Source organism: Facivitalis istanbulensis, assembly GCF_040560405.1.
Taxonomy (GTDB): Bacteria; Pseudomonadota; Alphaproteobacteria; order Sphingomonadales; family Sphingomonadaceae; genus Sphingomonas; species Sphingomonas istanbulensis.
In genome coordinates, this window is record NZ_JAVSCQ010000008.1 from 1 (window position 1) to 18,246 (window position 18,246).

Sequence of the window (18,246 nt, forward strand, 5' to 3'; positions counted from 1 at the left end):
CACATCGCGCAGCGATGTCGCCCACAGCTCCAGTGTCGTCTCGATCGATGCGCCCGCCATCCACGGCCTCCTTACCATGGAGACCTATTGATTCAGAATTCCGATCAATATGCAACTGTAATGCTAGAAGAATATTCTCGACACCGGACAACATGACTCGAAACTGCGATATGATAACATATCGTTCATTCAGCTTGGAGAAAGGCGCGAACGGGTTGGAAGGGGCCGTGGAAGGGGGATTTCACATAGCCTGTCGCCTACGACCCGGTCTGTTGCTCATGAGCCTGCTGGCGCTGTTCGCGCTCGTCTATGACGGCATCGTCGTGGGCGCGCATCGGCATGCCCTGCAAGGCCCCGCCATTCATGCGGGCGATCCCCCACGGTCCATGTCGGTGACCACGACCGACGAACCCTGCCTGTTGTGCCAGGCGGCAGCCGCGGCCGAGCCCTATCTGCCCACCACATGGGACAGCCTGGCAGAGCCGCTCCCCGTCGCCACGGCGATCGCGCTGGCGGCATTCATCGCCTCGGTCCTGCGGTCCCGCGCGCATATCTGGCGCAGCCGCGCCCCACCGGAACCCGTCTTGCTCCACTGAACGACACGCCCCGTTGTCATCGCCCAGAACCGGCGAAGCGGGCCTCTTTTGCAAGACCTTTCGGAGTATATCATGCGTCCCATCCTTCTGGCCGGCGCGGCGATCGCCGCCCTCCTCCCCGCCTGCGCCTTCGCCCAGCAGGCCAACCCTGCCCCTTCCGCGAACGATCCCGGCACGAATCGCGACATCGTCGTCACCGCTTCGCCCATCGCGCATGATCGCGACGACACGCCCGCCATCGTCGCCAAGGTCGATGCCGAGGACATCCGGATGCAAGGCGGTGCGAGCATCGCGGACGCACTGGCCAAGATTCCGGGCATCTCCACCACCGGCTTCGCCACCGGTGCCAGCCGCCCGATCATCCGCGGCATGGACGCCACCCGCGTCCGCATCCTGGAGGACGGTACCAGCGCGTCCGACGTGTCCGACATCGGCCCCGACCACGGCATTCCCGTCGATCCGCTCGCCGCGCGCAGCATCGAGGTGGTGCGCGGCGCGGGCACGCTGCGCTATGGCAGCCAGGCGATCGGCGGCGTCGTCAACGTGCTGAACAACCGCGTGCCGACCAGCCTGTCCGACAAGCCGCTATCGGCGGAACTGGACGGCACCTATGGCACTGTGTCCGACCTGTATCAGGGGGCCGGGCTGGTCGATGCCCGGATGGGCGATTTCGCGTTGCACGCCGATGCCTTTGGCCGCCATGAGGGGAATTACGACACGCCGCTGGGCACGCAGCAGAATTCCTTCTTCCGCGGCTATGGCGGGTCGGTCGGCGGCTCCTATTTCTTCGGCGCCAAGAATGGCAGCCATATCGGCGCCGCGGTCACCCAATATGACGCCAAATACGGCATCCCCAGCGACACGACCTATATCGACATGCGCCAGACCAAGATCATGACGCGGTCGTCCTTCGCGCTTGGCAGCGGCCTGCTCCAGCGGTTCAACCTGGACGGCAGCTACGCGCATTATTCGCATGACGAGAAGGAGCCGGACGGCACGATCGACACGACCTTCCGCAACAAGGAATACAATGCCCGCGCCGAACTGCTGTTCAACCGCATCGGCTTCATCGACAATTCGGCGCTCGGCTTCGAATATCAGCACCGCGATTTCTCGGCGGTCGGAGAGGACAGCAGCTATCTCTTCCCGGCGACCATGGAGAGCTTTGCGGGCTATCTGTTCACCGACACCCGCATCGGCGACCGCCTGCATCTGGAGGCGAGCGGCCGTGTCGAGCATGTCCGGCTTCAGGGCACGCCCGCCGCGGGCAATTTCGTCTCGCCCAGCTATACGCCGCTCAGCGGCGCGATCGGCGCGCTGTACGAGGTCACGCCGGGTCTGAAGTTCGGCGCGACCTTCTCCAGCACCGGCCGCGCGCCCGCTCTGACCGAGTTGTTCGCCCGTGGCGGGCATGACGGCCCCAATACGTTCGAGACCGGCGACCCCAACCTGAAAATCGAGCGCGCCAACTCGCTGGAGGGCACGATGCGCGTCCGTTCGGGCGGCTTCCGCTTCGACGGCAGCATCTACAGCAGCTGGTTCACCAACTATATCTATGGCGACCTGACCGGGCGGACCTGCGACGATGCCGGCATTTGTTCGGTCGGCGGAACGGGCGATCTGCGCGAGTTGAACTATCGCCAGCAAGGGGCGCATTTCCGCGGCGTCGAGGGCGAGGCCAGCTATGACCTGGTCCACACGCCCAGCGGAGTCTATCGTTTCAACGTCCTGGCCGATTATACCCGCGCCACGCTGGACAATGGCGGCAACGTGCCCCGCATCCCGCCCTATCGGCTGGGCGCGGGCCTGAACTGGATGGGCGACCGAATGGATGCCGGGTTCAACCTGATCTATGCAGGCAAGCAGGACAAATATGGCGCGTTCGACACGCCGACACCGTCCTATGTCTCGCTCGACGGCAAGCTGGCGATGCGGCCGTTCGCGAGCCATCCGAACATGGAACTGGCGCTGGTCGGGCAGAATCTGACGAACGACGTGCAGCGCCTGGCGACCGCGCTCAACAAGGATCAGGTGGTGATGCCGGGCCGCCGCCTGATGGTCACGTTGCGCATCGCGACCAACTGACGCAATTGGGGGGCGGGTCGGCCCCGCCCCCCTTCGATACGCGTACCGTTACGCTTACTGGCGCAGGCTGTCGGGCACGACCCCGCCATTTTCGGCCAGCTTGGCCATCACCGCCTTGTGCAGTGCGATATTCTGTTCGGCGGAGCCGTCTTCGCCAGCATGGACGTTCAGCTCATTGGCCAGTTCCTTGCGGGCGGCCAGGCTGGAATCCAGGTCGAGCAGCTTGAGCAGATCGACGATCGAGCTCTGATAATTGCCGCCGCCATTCTTCATCGACGCCATTTCGGACAGCACCGCGCCGACATCGACCGGCTGCGCGGGGGTGGGTGCGGCCACCAGCACCGGAGCCTCGGTCTCTGGCGCGGGCGTCGGCTCCGACTGGGTCGGCGCAGGCGTGGCCGGCGCCGCCTGCTTGTGGTGGAAGATCTTACCCATGATATTGCCGAAGATGCTCATCTCAACCTTCCTTCGTCGCGGTGGTTCGGGGGTTGAACGACGCCCGGCCCGATTGGCTCCGTCCGACTTGAGGGAACGTCCCGAAGGCTGATGCGCTTATGGCCGGAGGGACGCAATTTCAGGGAATTTCCGCCATGACCTTCCGAGCCACCATCCTCGCCGCCTCCGCGCTTCTGGCCCTTTCGGCCTGCGGGCGCAACAAGGACGCCGCGCAGACCAACATGACCAATGACACGGTCTCCGCCAGCCTGCCGGACGCCGTGGCGCCGACCCCGAGCGCGGCGCAGAGCTTCGCCGACACCGTGGCGGCCAGCGACGCGTTCGAAATCGAAACCTCGCGCCTCGCCCTGACGAACGGCGCATCGGCGCAGGTCAAGGCCTATGCGCGCAAGATGATCGAGGCGCATACCGCCTCGACCGCCAAGCTGAAGGCCACGACCGCCGGCATGGCCCCGGTCGTCACCCCCAGCGCGACGCTGAACGCCGAACAACAGCAGAAGCTCGACCATCTCAAGACGCTGAACGGCACCGCGTTCGACAAGGCCTATATCGCCGAGCAGACTGCGGGCCATCAGCAGATTCTCGACGTGCTGAAGGCCTATACCGCGACCGGCGATGCTCCGGCACTGAAGAGCTTTGCGACCGGCCTGACCCCGACGGTCGCCGCGCATCTGAACATGGCCAAGGGCCTCAAGGCCTGAGCCATCCCGATCCCGCCCGGTCCGATATGCGGGCCGGGCGGGACGCCCCCTCCCCTGTCACCCGGCTGGATCGCTCTCGTCATCGCGCAGGATGCGTCCGGCGAGGATGATTTCCGACACGAAACAGCTCAGCCCGCCGACCGCGCAGACCAGTCCGCCGCCGAAGAACAGAAACAGGATCGCGGAATGGCCGGAGTCGCGCAGCACCCCGAAAAACAGCGTGATCGCCGCGCAGCAGGTCATCACCCCGGCAGCGGCGGCCAGTGTCACCGCGACATCCAGGATGCGCGAGCGGACGCGTAGCCGCTGCATCTCCAGCGATGCGACACGCCCCTCTTTCTTCAGCAGATGAATGCGATCGCTGATCCGGCCCAGCCGCGTCGCGAAGACATTGAGCAGCGCCCCGACCGCGGTCAGCAGAAAAATCGGAGTGAGCGCCAGTTGGATGACATGCGCCGCCGCGCTTAAGGGTTCGTTCATCGGGTCTTTCTTTGCACAGCCGCCCGGGCAGTCGAGAGCGCCGCATCGCGCCGCGCCTCCAGTTCGGCCAGCGACACGCGCGACAGGTCGAAGCGCAGCTCATGCATGGTCATGCCCGAGCGATAGCCCTCCGGCCAGACCGCCGTCTGCTCGAACCCGCAGCGCCGGAAGAAGGGGGCGATCATCGGCGAGGTGTCGACGGTGACATAGCGCGTCGCGGGCCGCGCCGCCGACGCGACATGCAACAGCCTTTCCTCCAACAGCAGGCGACCGAGCCCCAGGCCATGACAATCGCGCGCGGCCATGCCCCAATAGAGCAAGGCCTTGTTATAATGCTCCCACAGCTCATAGCCGCCAAATGCCGCCGGCCGGCCGTCGATCGCGACGATAAACGCCGGGCCATCCGGCGCATCCAGCGTCTCCTCCAGCCATTCGCGATCGCCGCTGCCGAAGAATTCGGGCAGGTTGCTGTCGAGGATCGCCAGCACCGCCGCCCGGTCGGCCGGACCATAGGGACGGACGATCAGTTCGGGCATCGTGCACGCTCCCACCAGACCAGGGTTTCGATCGCGTCGCCACGATCCTCGCTCCATCCAAGCGCCTCGCCCTCGCCCCACGCCATCGCCCGATTCCGGTCGATCAACCGGGTATCGATCGCCTCGGGGGCGATCCGGCGCGGTTCGCCGACCAGCTTGGCATAGGCTTCCTTGATCGTCCAACGCCGGACCCATTCGCGCGGCCAGTCCAGCGCCGGCCGGGCACGGATCGCGCGCGCCTCGTCCCGCGTCACCATGTCCCAGAGCGGGGGATCGGCCTCGACCAGTTCCCGGTCCACGCCGACCGGCTGCCGCGCCGCCGCGATCAGGGCATGGCCGCCGCGCCCCGACAGCGAGACATGCCAGCCCGAGGGATACGCGACCCAGGGCTGTCCGGTGGCGTGGCGCGCCAGCCGGATATCGGCCTCCGCCATCCCGGCGAGATGCGCGATCAGCGCGACGACGGCCGGATGACGCCGCCCTGCCCCGGCATCCGCGACCCGCCATAGGACGGGCACCGCGCCGTCGGCATCCAGCCGCGCCAGCGGCCCGTGATGCCAGATCGGCCTCACGCCTCGACCACGATCCGCGCCGGGCTGCCTTCCCAACTGGTGCCGTCGGGCAGCGTCTCTCCCTTCATCACCACCGACAGGTCGCCCAACTGGGCATCGGCACCGATCTCCGCATCGTACAGCACGATCGCCAGCGACCCGATGGTCGCCCGGTCGCCGACCCGGATCGCGCCGACCTTCATCACCCGATCCTCGAACAAATGGGTCTGGAGCCCGGCATAGTCGTTGAGCGCGACATCGTCGCCGATCGTCACCAGATCATGCTCGGTCAGGTCGGTGGTATCGATGTAGCAGCGCTTGCCGACCTTTGCCCCCATCAGCCGCAGATACCAGCCGATCCACGGCGTCCCCCGCAGCGGTTCGAGCAGATTGGCGACCGCCAGATTCTCATAGGTCGCGGTGACCAGTTCGGTCCGCCAGACGAACGTGCTCCATAGCGGCGCGGTCATCACCCTGTAGCGCCCGACGACCGCCCATTTGAGCGCCAGCACGAACCCGCCACAGGCCAGGCAGAACGCGATATAGAGGAAGGGGAAACTCGTCGCGATGACCAGTCCGCCGCGCTCCAGATCGTCCAGGTCGCCGACAACCGACAGCAACAGGCTGAAGAACACCAGGAACATGGTCAGCGACAGGGTGGTGCGGATCGCCTCGATCGACAGGCGGGTGGCGATCAGGCCGCGCGACGGATTGAACCGCGCACCCTCGTCGAACATCGTCGCCACCTGCCGCACCGGCAGCTTGATCGCGGGCGACCCGAACCAGGTGCTGCCCGGCTCGGTCGCCAGCACCGGATCTTCGGGCGGCTTGGACAATACGCCGATCAACACCTCGTCGCCGATCTGCGCGCCGCTGGGCAGCAGCGCCGAGTTGCCGATGAAGCTGCGGCGACCGATCCGGGTATGCGCCAGCTCGATCGTGCCATGCCCGATCCGGGCCGCGCCGAAGATGACCGAGTCCGCGATGAAGCTTTCCTGCCCGATCTCCACCAGATCGGGGACGATCGCGCTGGCCGTCGAGATTTCCGCGCGCCGCCCGACCTTCACGCCGAGCGCCCGGTACCAGGGGATGACATAGAGCGTGGCGAAGATCGGGTGCAGCAGCCGCAGCGCCAGATCGTTGATCTGCTTGACCATCCAGTAACGGACATAGAACCAGCTGTTGAGCGCATAGGTGCCCGGCGCTACGCGTCCCATGATCAGCCGCTTGGCCAGCACGGTCAGGACGCACATCATGACGATATAGGTCGTCGCCAGCAGCGGGGAGACGAGGACATAGCTGTATCCCGTCGTCTCCCAATCGAGTTCGATCAGCGCGATCAGGCCCGGCGCGATCGGCAGGATGGCGATGATCGGCAGGAGCAGCGCGCCGAGCAGCAGGCCCAGCGCCGGGCCGAACGCACCATGCCGCGGCCGCGCCACGCCGCATTCGACCTTGCGATCAAAGGCGGCGGGCGATCCCGTCCACCGCTCGCCCGCCGGGATCGCCTTCCCGGTCTGCAGCGCCGACATGTCGTCAAGCACCGCATCCTCGCCCAGCGACGCGTCGCGCCCCACCACCGCCTGCGACCCGACAAAGGATCGCGCGCCCAGCGTCACGGGGCCCAGCCGCAACAGACCCCGCTCGACCGAACTGGTCGCGATCACCGCCAGATCGCTGACGATCGCGTCATCCCCGGCGGTGAACAGGTCGGCGGTGTCGATGATCCCGCTGCCCAGATAGGCACGCCGGCCGATCTTCGCCCCCAGCATCCGGTAATAGCCCCGGATCATCGGCGTGCCCGCGATATAGGGCGTCGCCGTGACCGCGATGATCCGCCGCACCAGCCACCAGCGGAAATAATAGCTGCCCCAGAGCGGATAGTCGCCCGCCTTGAACCGACCGACGACCACCCATTTGACCGCGATCGAGAACAGCATCGAGGCAACGGGAATGATGGTGAAGAACAACGCGCTGAGGATCAGCGCATCGATCCGGTTCATCCGCGCCGCCAGATGGGTATAGGCGATATAGGGCGAGAACCATTGCAGCCCTGCCAGGCCATAAATGGGAATCAGCGCCAGCGTCTGCGCCACGACACACATCCAGCGCTTCCAGGCGGGAACGCGGTGGAAATCGGCCTCCGTCGCGACCGCCACCGGTGCCTGCCCGCCAATGCGCAGCGCCAGCGCGCGGATGGTCGGCGCAGCGTACAGGTCTTCGAGCGAGAGCCCCTCAAGCCCGGGCACCTTGCGCGCCGCGGAGACCAGTCGCGCGGCCTTCAGCGAATGGCCGCCCAGATCCTCGAACAGATCGTCCAGCACCGATACCGGCTGCGGCGCGAAGGCCTCGGCCCAGATCGGATGGAGCTTTTCCTCCATCGGCGTCGTGGGCGGCTCTATCGCGCGGCCGGTGTCGACGACGATCTCCGGCTTTACCAGTGCCTTGCGATCGACTTTGCCCGACGCGGGCAAGGTCGGCAGCGCGGACAGAAGTTGATAGGCGGCCGGGCGCATATAATTGGGCAGCCGCTCGGCGACCCGCGCCCTCAACCCCGCCACGTCCACCGTCTCGCCGGTCCGCGCCACGATGAAGGCCGCCAGAAATTCGGCGCCATCGGCGTCGTTGAACAATTGCACCACGGCCTGGGCGACACCGGGCGCTTCGCCGATCACCGCCTCGATCTCCGCCAGTTCGACCCGGAAGCCGCGGATCTTCACCTGCGTGTCGATACGCCCGACAAAGTCGATGTCGCCGGCCGGATCGAGCCGCACCAGATCGCCTGACCGATAGATGCGCTCACGCCCGCCCGACACGGTATCGAACGGCGTCAGGGTGAATTTCTCGGCCGTCAAATCCGGTCGGTTGACATAGCCCGCGCCGACGCCGGGACCGCCGATCACCAGTTCGCCCTCCTGCCCGGCCTCGACCGGCTGCAACGCCTCATCGACGATCCATGCGGTATAGCCGGGCAAGGGCTTGCCGATCGTGATGCGCTTGCCCGGCTGCACCTCGGTCCAGGTGGCGGTGACCGTCGTTTCGGTCGGACCATAGGTGTTGAGCAACCGCAGGCCCGGCCGCGCCAGGCGACGCGGCAGGTCGGGCGGGCACGCCTCGCCCCCCATGTTGATGAGGCGCAAGCTGGGCACCGGATGCTCGACCAGCGCGATCAGCGAGGGCACGACATGCCAGACCGTCGTTCCCTGCTGCGCCAGCGCGATCGCGACATCGGGGCCGCTGCTCGCCAGGGCCTCGGTCGCGACCAGCAGCCGGGCGCCCGCGAAAAACGCGCTCCACATCGTCTCGACCGACATGTCGAAGGCCAGGCTGAACCCGCCGAACACGATATCGCTGGGCGCCAGTGCCAAGATCGCGCTTTCGCTGCGCACCAGATGACACGCATTGGCATGGGTGATCATGACGCCCTTGGGCCGCCCGGTCGTACCCGAGGTGTAGATGATATAGGCCAGGTCCTGCGGGTCCGCCCCCGTCACCGCGCGGTCCAGCGGCGCATCGGGCTCGGCCGCCAGATCGCCCAGCGCGGCATCGATCGCCAGCGTCCGGCCCGGTATCTCCCCCGCCCGGCTGCTGTTGGTCAGGGTCAGCGATGCGCCGCTATCCTCGACGATGAAGGCGATGCGGTCCTGCGGATAGCCCCAGTCGACCGGGACATAGGCCGCCCCGGTGCGCAGCACACCCAATATGGCCATATATTGGTCGAGCCCGCGCGGCAGGCACAGGACCACCCGGTCGCCCTTGCCGATACCGAGCGCGCGCAGGCGATGCGCCAGTGACAGGCTGCGCCGCGCCAGCATGGCATAGGTCCACGCGGTGACCCGTCCATATTCCTCATCGGCGCCGATCAGTTGGACCGCGACCGCACCGCCATGATCGCCCACCGTCGCATCGAACAGTTCGTGCAGCAACTCGTCGCGGGCATAGGGCTCGCCAGGGCGTAGCGCCGATGCCGGAGCGATCGATGCGTGGATGCTGAGCCCAATGGAATCCGAGTCACGGGGCGGCATCGATTCGACGGGCATGGACAAGCTTTCTCACGCAACAGCAACAACGAAAACGGCTCAAAGCCGCCCGACGATCCCCGGCCAAGACCCGGACTCTCACAGGAATGATAGATGGATATGGCGTGCCACGCCACTACCGCATCCTCGCGACCGTCGTGCCGCCCGTGCCGTCCTTTGACGCGGCCGACATCAATACAGATTGTCGCGATAGTCCTTGTCGAGGCCCTTTTTGAACAGCCCCTGTACCCCCGGAACCGCGAGCGCCGCGCTGGCGAGCCTGGCTCCGAGACCGGCATTGCGATTGAGCCTGATATGCTCGACGAACAGCTTGGACGGGTCGATGTCGGTCGCGCCGGGATGGACCGGCCAGAGCGCCGCGCGTCGCAGCGCGGGACTGGTCCGCAGGTCGATCCGCTCGATCCGGACCGCGATCGCCAGCAACGGCGTCTTGCCCTGCACCTCGAACCTGGCGCGCGCATCGGCGTCGGTGGTGAGACGCGCAGCCCCCCGCACGATCGCCACGGCGTCGGCACCGGGAACCAGCAAGGCAAGCGCGACACGCGGCTGGTCGAGGATGTTCCGGAAACTATCGACGCGGCGGTTGCCGGGGCGGTCGGCGAACCACAGCGTGCCCCCGTCCAGCCGGGCCATGCAACCGGCCGGGTCGCCCTTCGGACTGAGGTCCGCGCGCGCCGCCTCGCCAAAGGACGCCAAGGCCAGGAAACGGCTTGCAGCGACGAAGGTCGCGGGATCGTCCGGCGCATCGACCGGAGCGGCCGACCACAGGCCGGACCGGATAAGCGCCTTGGCGCAATGGCCGTAGCATTCCTCGACCGCGATCCGGATGCTATCGGGACCGATGGCGATCACCCGGCCGTTGACGCGCAGCGTTTCGCCGATCCCGGGAATGAGAAACAGGGACCCGAATGCGGCGCCGGGCCGCATCACGGCGGGATCGTCCAACGCCGCGATCGGCAGGTGCAACGCCCCCGTTTCGGCATCGACGAAGCCCGGTGCGCCGGTACCGAGCGTCACATCCATGCCCGTAGCGTCACCGACACCGGCGACCATGAACGGCGTGGCGCCGATCCAGCGTAGCGCGCCGGCGTCGAGATGGTCGATCACCTTGAGGTGCATCGCACCCGGGGTCCTGCCGATCACACCCTCCAGCGCCTCGACGGTGTCGATCACCCCGCTCATTGGACCGCCGTCGGAGATCCCAGCGTCATGGCCAGCATGATCCGCGTCGAGCACAACGCACAATCGAGCGTCCGCCCCGCATCGCGTCCACAATCGAGGCAGGCGCGGGGGCGTGAGCCGTCGACCAGCCCGACCAGCTGGTCCTCATCCTCGGATCGCGTCCGCGCGTTCCCCACCGCCATCCGCCGGCCAAGCGCGGACTCGTAGAACAGATAGAGACTATCGAGCACCGGCGCCAACATCGCGCAGCCATGGTCCGTCAGGATGCGCGCGAGGCGGGGCTGGATCGGCTCGCCCTCATCGCAAGCATCCCGCCAGCACCGCGCGGCCGCAACCAGGATCTCGGCCGGCGCGATCGTGTCGGTGGAGGGGGAAGGAAACTGGACGGTCATCGATACTACTCTCTGCTTGCCCCCTCATTTCGACGCTTATTGCGAGTCGTTCGTAACTGGATAGCCGGTGTCGGCCACGGGGACAAGGCATGTTCGTGCCGCCATTCCTCCATCGCGCCCGCAGCGCGTGGGAAGGCTGGCCGGTCGAAAGATTTTCGTCAGATTCATCGAACGCGAACGTTTCGCTCTCGGACCACGGACGCACCGGTTCTGCGTCCGCCACTGCACCCGGGGGGAAGCACATCATGAACGTTCGCGACCTGACGATTCTTGCGACCTGCACAGCCGTCGCTATCGGGGCGGTTGCTCCCGCATCCGCACAAAGCCTGACCCAGTTCTCGATCGGCGCGGGGCCGCTCGAACCGGCCTTGCGGGCATTCTCGCGTCAGACCGGGGTTCCGGTGCTGGCGGACTCAAAGCTGCTGCGCGGGCGCAACACCGCAGGCGTCGCGGGCAAACGCAGTGCGGAAAACGGTCTGCAACAATTGCTGCGGGGGACGGGACTGGCATTTCGCCGCGGCAGCGATGGCTTTATCGTAATGGCAGCCGCATCCCCACAGAATGTCAGGCCGCCCGCCGCCGCACCCGCGCCGCAGCGCATTGCGCGGAATACGCCCCGTCAGGCGCATCCTGAGACGACCGTCGACCTGAACGACATCATCGTGACCGGTTCGAACCGCGCGCAGGTGCAGTTCGACGCGTCCTATGCGATCACGTCGTTCGACTCTGACGCCATTCGCAAGCTGGCCCCGGTCAATCTGTCCGATCTGATGTCGCGTGCGCCCGGCATCTATTCCGAATCGAACGCCGGTGAAGTCCAGAATGTCTACCGCGTGCGGGGTATTCCGAACGAAGGCAGCTTCGTCGCCATCCTGGAAGATGGCATGCCGCTCTATCCCGACTCCGGCGGCATCGGCTTCTTCAAGGGCGACGCGATGACCCGCACCGACCTGATGACCCGCCGGGCGGAAATCGTCCGCGGCGGCCCCTCCGCCGTGTTCGGATCGAACGCCATCGCACTGATCGACGTCCAGACCCGACGCGGCACCGAAAAGCCCGAGGGCGCGGCCGAACTCACGCTCGGCGATGTCGGTCTCTATCGTCTGGACGGCTATTATTCCGGCCCGATCGCCCCCGGACTGACCGTCGCGGCGGGCGGCTTCTATCGATACAATGAAGGCTATCGCGACATGGGCTTCCGCGCGGACCAAGGGGGCCAGTTCCATGCCAACGTCACGAAGGCGATCGACGGCGGCCAGATCACGCTTGGGTTCAGGTATATGAACGACAAGAACGGTCTCTATATGCCGGTGCCGCTGGCCGATCCGCGCGACCCCTCGGTCTCGCTCGCAAAGCTGATCGATCCGTTCACCGGCATGCTCGGGTCGTCCGAGTTGAAGAACGTCAAGATGATCTCGCCCGAGCAAGGCGTCATCATCGACCGTCGTCGCGACCTGTCGGACGGGCGCTATAATCAGACATACAGCTTCGATCTTCTCCTGGACAAGGAGTTCGGGGACGGATGGCTCTTCGTCAACAAGTTCCGCTATACCGATATGACCGTCGCATTCGATGCGCTGTATTCGACCCGCAATCCGCAAGATGCCGTGAAGTACCGAAACGGATTCCTCGCCGCCGCGCAAAAGGCGTTCGGATCGGATGTCAGCCTGGCCTATCAATATAGCGGCAATGGCCAACCATTCGATCCCGCCACAACCATGGGACTGGTGGTCGAGGCGCAATATCGCCTGGCCGAGGTGAAAGCGCATGCGTTCATGGACGATATCCGCATCAGCCGGCAGTTCGAGTGGATCGGCAAGCATGACGCGACAATCGGCGTGTTCGCGTCGAAATATTTCCAGGACTATTCCGAACTTTACCAGGATCATCTCTTCGAGATGCGCGCGAACGGGCGCCAGATCGATATGGTCGCCATGTCCGCTGGCGGCAAAATGGTGGGCTCGGTCACCGACAAGGGCGTGCTGCGCTATGCGACCGCCAACAAGCGGACCAACACCTCGTCCAGCCTCATCGCGATCTACGCTTCGGACAATTGGGATATTACCGACAAACTCCGGCTGGAAGGCGGAATTCGCTACGAATTCTATGATTATGATGGCAGCGCCACGCTGTCCAACCGCATCAACGGCGGACGGTCTGAAACGCTGGCCGACGACAATATCGTCAATCTGACCGGAAAGCGCAAAAAACGCCACGAGAATTTCAGCTCGATGAACTGGACGATCGCTGCCAACTACGAATTCTCCCGTCTGGTCGGAATGTACGCCCGCGCCGCGCGCGCATCGCGCGTCGCCGCGGACAATGTCGCTACCGGCGACAATGAATTGTCGAAGAACGACGCCGAACAATATGAACTGGGCTTGAAGCTGAACCTGAAAAAGCTTCAGGTGTTCGCCACCGGCTTTTACACGATCTACTCGCCGTTCATGGCGGCCGACGGCGGTATCAATCCCAATACCGGGTTGGTCGAACAGAATCTGACCTATATCGGCACGTCGAAGAGCCCCGGCGTCGAAGTCGCAGCGTCATGGGGCCCGACACGCTTTTTCCGGCTCGATATGAGCATGACGTACAACGACGCCACCTTGTCCAACCTGACCAACCGGTATGGCGGCGCGTTGCTCAGCGTCAACGGCAACACGCCGATCCGCCAGCCGAAGATCTACGGCTATGTCATGCCGACGCTCAGTTTCGATGTCGGCGGTGTCGGAGCCAATCTCTTTTCGCGGGTCAATCTGGTCGGGCGGCGCTGGACCGACGTGAAGAACACCACCGCGCTTCCCGGCTACCAGAGCGTCACGCTCGGCTTTTCGCTTAACCGCGATGCCTGGAACCTCCAGGTCGTCGGCGACAATATCTTCAATGCCTATGGCATGAACGAAGGGAATCCACGCTCCGACCAGATCAATGGTCAGGGGACGCCGACCCCCATTTATGGCCGCCCGATCTACAGCCGCAATTTCCGCCTGACACTGACCCGCAAGTTCTGACGCACGCGGCGGGAGGAAGAGGAGAATGCGCAGCTCGCGCTTGTGGCCGCTTGCCTTGCCGTTGATGGCGAGCACGCTGGCCATGGCGCGGGAGCCATGGCCACCGGTCAACCCCTTCGTGGGAACGGCCGGCGACCATGGGCAACTCGCGCCGGCAGCCACCGGTCCCTATGGGATGGTGCAGCTTTCGCCGGACACCGTTCCGGCCGGCCACGCCGGCTATGACTATCGCGCCAGCGAATTGCGCGGCTTTTCGCACACCCGCGCGCAGGGCGTGGGATGCGGCGGCGCCGGTGGCGATCTGCTCGTCGCCGCCGGATATGACGGGGACGGCGATCGCTGGCCGATCGACAAGGCGAGCGAGGCCGCCGGCGCCGGTTGGTATCGGGTGCGCTATGGACGGATCCCGATCGAGGCGCAGTTGGTCGCTCGCGATCGCACGGGCGTGTCGCGCTTCATCTTCTCCAAGGCGGGAATCGCGGAGATCGTGATCGATCCGCGCCATGGATATACCACGCGTCTCGGCGCGTCGTGGGATCATCGCGTCGCGTCGCAGCTGGCCGGGACGATGTCGACAACGTCCGTGTGCGACCGGGGCGCCTATCGGCTCGCGTTCGCGGCGACCCTCGCGCGAAATGGCATCGCGCTGCCCGATATCGGCCATGAAACATCCGGGAACCGGCTTCGCTTTCGCATCCCGGTCCACCCGCGGGATGCGATCGAGTTGCGCGTGGCTTTCTCGGTGACGGACATTGCGTCCGCCCGCCGGGCGCTGGCTGTGGGCGTGGGAAATCAGCCATTCGCGTCCCTGCGACGGACGGTTGCGGAGGATTGGCAGCGCGAGCTCGGTCGCGTGCGCGTCAGCGGGGGCACCGCCAAGCAGCGCCGCCTGTTCTACACCCATCTGTTCCGCGTGATGCAAAGTCCGACGCGCATCGATGACGATGATGGCCGCTATCGGCTGTCGAACGGAGACATGGCTCGCGCTCCGGACGGGCATCACCGCTATACCGGCTGGTCGATCTGGGACAATTACCGCACGCAGCTGCCGCTGATCGCGCTGCTCGACCCACGCCGCGCGCAGGATGTCGCGGCGTCGATCGCCGAACTCTACCGCGCTGGCAAGACCGAGCGCGCAACCGACCGGGAACCATTCATCACCATCCGTACCGAGCATGCCGGCATCATCCTGCTCGATTACTGGCGCAAGGGCTTGCGCGGGTTCGCGCCGGACCAGATCCTGCCATTGATGGCCGGTGAGATCGCCCATGGGGCGGTCCAATCGCCCGATCGCCGGATCGAGGCCGCCTATGACGCCTGGGCGGTCAGCGAACTGGCGCACGATATCGGCGACGGCGCGACAGCAGACCGCTTCCGCCAGCTTGCGACGGCCTATCGGCCCGAGTGGAACAGCGTGTTCCGCGATCCCACCGCCCGCGATGGCGATGTCGTGAAGGCGCGCGGCCTGTATCAGGGCACGATCTGGCAATATCGCTGGGCTCCCGTCTTCGACCTGCTCTGGCTGATCGAGACGGCATTGGGGCGCGAGCGCTTCGGTCGCGAACTCACGAGGTTCTTCGACCGCAAGCTCTTCAACATGACGAACCAGCCCGACATTCACACTCCCTATCTGTTCACGCTGATCGGTAGAGCGGATCGGACCCAGGCGATCGTCGATCGAATCCTGAACCAGCCGATGGAGCATTGGTACACCAATCGCGCCAAGCGAATCCGGCCATGGATCGGGCGCAGCTTTGCCGATGATCCGGCGGGTTTCGCCGAGGGTATGGACGATGACGTCGGCACGATGGCCGGCTGGTATGTCTGGGCCTCATTGGGCCTCTATCCCCTGGTCATCGGCGAGCCGTGGTATCTGATTTCCGCCCCCACCTTCCTCCGCGCGGTCATTGCCCTGCCGGACGGGCGGACATTGGAGATCGAACGCCACGGTCACGGCCGGATCGTGGCAAGCGCGCGCTTCGCCGGCAGGCCCCTCCCCGCGCTGCGGATCGCCCATGCAACGCTGATGCGCGGCGGCAAGCTGGTGATTGCAATGACCGATCGGCCTCATGCCACGGCGACCGATCGCCATGAGAGGCAGAAATGAACGCCATGGTCCATATGCTACCAGCCCTGCTCCTGCTACCGATCGCAGCCGCCGGCACATCGGCGATCGCCCCGCAGATGGTCGAAAATGCGCTCGCCGGCGAAGACCGGCCGGGTGGGCTGCCCGACCGGATCGTGCTGACACCGGGCGCCGACGCCTCGACCGGCATGGCCGTCACCTGGCGTACCGACCTGCGAGAGACCGACGCCGCCGCGCAAATCGCACCATCGATCGGCAGTTCCGCGATCGAGATGAGGGCACGCGACGTCCATGGTACCACCAAGCCGGTGGCGGATCACGGCGGCGCGGGCCTCTATCACGCGGTGCGTTTCACCGGGCTGATGCCGGGCAAACCCTATGTTTACCGGCTGCGCGGTGCAGAGGGGTGGAGCGAATGGCTGCAGTTCCGCACCGCCGACCGCGGCGCGACCGGATCGGTACGGTTGCTCTATCTCGGCGATGTCCAGAACCACATCCTGGCCAAGGCGTCCCGCACGATCCGCAGCGCGCTGCTGCGCGCCGCGCCTGACCTGGTGCTGCACGCGGGCGATATGACGGAGACGGCCAGCGACCGGGAATGGGGCGAATGGGTTGCCGCCGGCGGCTTCGCCTATGCGATGGTGCCGCAACTGCCGGCGGCGGGCAATCACGAATATCTGCGCGATGCCGATGGTCAGCGGCGACGGCTGGGCCCCCTATGGTCGGCCCAGTTCGCGCTTCCCGAAAATGGCGTGGCGGCGGGGGCTGCCCATGGCACCAGCTACTATGTCGACTATCACGGGGCGCGCATCGTCGCGCTCGACGGAACGGCAGCGCTCGGACTCGATGCGCTCGCGGCGCAGGCGGAATGGCTTGATCGGGTGCTTGCGGACAGTCCCGCCCGGTGGAAGATCGTGTTGCAGCACCAGCCAGTCTATAGCTGTTCGCGCAAGACCGACGCCGAACCGCTGCTGTCGGCCTGGGTGCCGATCTTTCGCAAGCGCCGGGTCGATTTGGTCCTGCAGGGCCACGATCACTGTTACAGCCGGATCAGCGAAAGCCGTGGCAAGACCCGGCGCAAGGCCGGACGGATGACCAAGATCACGGCCGGCCCGGTCTATCTCGTCTCGGTCGCCGGCCCGAAGATGTATGCGCTGACCGGCCGAAAGGCACCCACCCCGGACCAGATTGCCGCCGATACGCAACTCTACCAAACCATCGACCTCACCGCCGATCGTCTCTCCTACCGCGCCTATACGGCGACCGGAGATCTCTATGATTCGTTCGATCTCGATCGGGCGGCGGACGGGACAACGCAGCTTTCGCAGCCGAGGGCGTTGCCGACTGCGCGAACGTGTCGCGAAGGGACCGGACCCGACGGAGGGAGGTGCCTCGGCTCCTGAATGGGCATATCTGCCTCGCGCCTCGGCCCGCCGCCGTTGGCCGCATCAGCCTTCTGCGGACAATCGCACGCGGGAGCCCGTCCCGGCGCGCCCTTACCCCAATACATCACATTGAAATAAATCATGAAAATTCAGAATTACGCATTTCTCTCTCACGGAATTGTCATCAACGCCGCTTAGGTGCGTCCGAGCGTCCAAGACGGGTATGCAGAGTGACCGACGACACAACCCACCTTTATCGCGACTTCGCCTATCAGGTGATATATCGTCGGACGCAGGATCATGCGCTGAGCGAGGATCTCTCGCAGGACACGTTCATCCGCCTGCTCCGCTATCGCGGCCGGGCGATCGCGAACCTGCGCGGGCTTGCGCGAACCATTGCGGAGAATTTGATACGCGACCATTTCCGAAGCGACAATCGACGCGCCGAGGAAGCACTGACCCCGGCCAATGATCAGGCGGCGGAACAGCCATCGCAATTCGATCAGTTGCGGCACCGACAACGCCTGGAAAAAGCAGAGCGCGTACTCGCCTCGCTCCCGCCGTTGCGGCGGGAAGTTCTGATCCGGCGTCGGCTGCATGGCCAACCCTCACGACAGGTGGGCGAGGAACTGGATATCAGCCCTGCGGCGGTGGATCAGCATGTTGCCCGGGCCCTGCTGTCGCTCCATGACAAGCTGCGCGACTTCTGAACGCCGTGCGCAATATAGCATTGAAAAAGAGTGGC

General features: G+C 65.5%; 14 protein-coding genes. 7 read left to right on the forward strand and 7 right to left on the reverse strand.

The window, feature by feature from the left end; all coding sequences use genetic code 11:
• The first annotated feature begins 272 nt into the window (after positions 1-272).
• Together RN629_RS06965 and RN629_RS06970 are read left to right on the forward strand one after the other, a co-directional pair.
• Complete coding sequence (locus RN629_RS06965; protein WP_407034552.1) at positions 273-596, forward strand: hypothetical protein; 324 nt, start codon at positions 273-275, stop codon at positions 594-596.
• 72 nt (positions 597-668) lie between these two features.
• Positions 669-2,681, forward strand: a complete 2,013-nt coding sequence (locus tag RN629_RS06970; protein ID WP_407034553.1) for a TonB-dependent receptor — start codon at positions 669-671, stop codon at positions 2,679-2,681.
• Between the two features lie 54 nt (positions 2,682-2,735).
• Here RN629_RS06970 and RN629_RS06975 read toward each other — a convergent pair whose 3' ends face one another.
• Positions 2,736-3,137: a DUF3597 domain-containing protein gene (locus tag RN629_RS06975; protein ID WP_407034554.1), complete on the reverse strand. Its 402-nt coding sequence runs from the start codon at positions 3,135-3,137 to the stop codon at positions 2,736-2,738.
• Positions 3,138-3,271: 134 nt separating this feature from the next.
• On the opposite strand from RN629_RS06975, the gene RN629_RS06980 reads away from it, so the two are divergent.
• Complete coding sequence (locus RN629_RS06980) at positions 3,272-3,838, forward strand: DUF4142 domain-containing protein (protein WP_407034555.1); 567 nt, start codon at positions 3,272-3,274, stop codon at positions 3,836-3,838.
• A 57-nt stretch (positions 3,839-3,895) separates the two neighbouring features.
• Here the strand turns inward: RN629_RS06980 and RN629_RS06985 are convergent, their stop codons facing one another.
• The 6 genes from RN629_RS06985 to RN629_RS07010 form a co-directional block, all read right to left on the reverse strand.
• Positions 3,896-4,318 (reverse strand): DUF2721 domain-containing protein, encoded by a 423-nt coding sequence (locus RN629_RS06985; RefSeq protein WP_407034556.1) that lies wholly within the window; start codon positions 4,316-4,318, stop codon positions 3,896-3,898.
• Complete coding sequence (locus RN629_RS06990; RefSeq protein ID WP_407034557.1) at positions 4,315-4,854, reverse strand: GNAT family N-acetyltransferase; 540 nt, start codon at positions 4,852-4,854, stop codon at positions 4,315-4,317. Before RN629_RS06990 ends, RN629_RS06985 begins: the two co-directional genes overlap by 4 nt.
• The gene (locus tag RN629_RS06995; RefSeq protein WP_407034558.1) at positions 4,842-5,426 is read right to left on the reverse strand and encodes a 4'-phosphopantetheinyl transferase family protein; all 585 of its coding nucleotides are present in this window, start codon (positions 5,424-5,426) and stop codon (positions 4,842-4,844) included. The genes RN629_RS06990 and RN629_RS06995 overlap by 13 nt, the downstream gene beginning before the upstream one ends.
• Entirely contained in the window at positions 5,423-9,445 is a 4,023-nt protein-coding gene (locus RN629_RS07000; RefSeq protein WP_407034559.1) for a Pls/PosA family non-ribosomal peptide synthetase, read from the reverse strand. The genes RN629_RS06995 and RN629_RS07000 overlap by 4 nt, the downstream gene beginning before the upstream one ends.
• Positions 9,446-9,616: 171 nt before the next feature.
• Positions 9,617-10,627: a pyridoxamine 5'-phosphate oxidase family protein gene (locus tag RN629_RS07005; protein WP_407034560.1), complete on the reverse strand. Its 1,011-nt coding sequence runs from the start codon at positions 10,625-10,627 to the stop codon at positions 9,617-9,619.
• Positions 10,624-11,019, reverse strand: a complete 396-nt coding sequence (locus RN629_RS07010) for a hypothetical protein (protein ID WP_407034561.1) — start codon at positions 11,017-11,019, stop codon at positions 10,624-10,626. The genes RN629_RS07005 and RN629_RS07010 overlap by 4 nt, the downstream gene beginning before the upstream one ends.
• A 245-nt stretch (positions 11,020-11,264) precedes the next feature.
• On the opposite strand from RN629_RS07010, the gene RN629_RS07015 reads away from it, so the two are divergent.
• From RN629_RS07015 to RN629_RS07030, 4 genes are all read left to right on the forward strand, one after another.
• Positions 11,265-14,030: a TonB-dependent receptor domain-containing protein gene (locus RN629_RS07015; RefSeq protein ID WP_407034562.1), complete on the forward strand. Its 2,766-nt coding sequence runs from the start codon at positions 11,265-11,267 to the stop codon at positions 14,028-14,030.
• A gap of 25 nt (positions 14,031-14,055) precedes the next feature.
• A complete protein-coding gene (locus tag RN629_RS07020; RefSeq protein ID WP_407034563.1) occupies positions 14,056-16,137 on the forward strand; it encodes a glycoside hydrolase domain-containing protein in 2,082 nt (693 codons plus the stop codon).
• On the forward strand, positions 16,134-17,519 hold the full coding sequence (locus RN629_RS07025; protein WP_407034564.1) for a metallophosphoesterase: 1,386 nt from the start codon (positions 16,134-16,136) through the stop codon (positions 17,517-17,519). Before RN629_RS07020 ends, RN629_RS07025 begins: the two co-directional genes overlap by 4 nt.
• A gap of 212 nt (positions 17,520-17,731) precedes the next feature.
• Positions 17,732-18,211 carry an RNA polymerase sigma factor gene (locus RN629_RS07030; protein ID WP_407034565.1) on the forward strand — a complete coding sequence of 160 codons (480 nt, stop codon included), beginning with the start codon at positions 17,732-17,734 and terminating at the stop codon, positions 18,209-18,211.
• Positions 18,212-18,246: the final 35 nt, after the last annotated feature.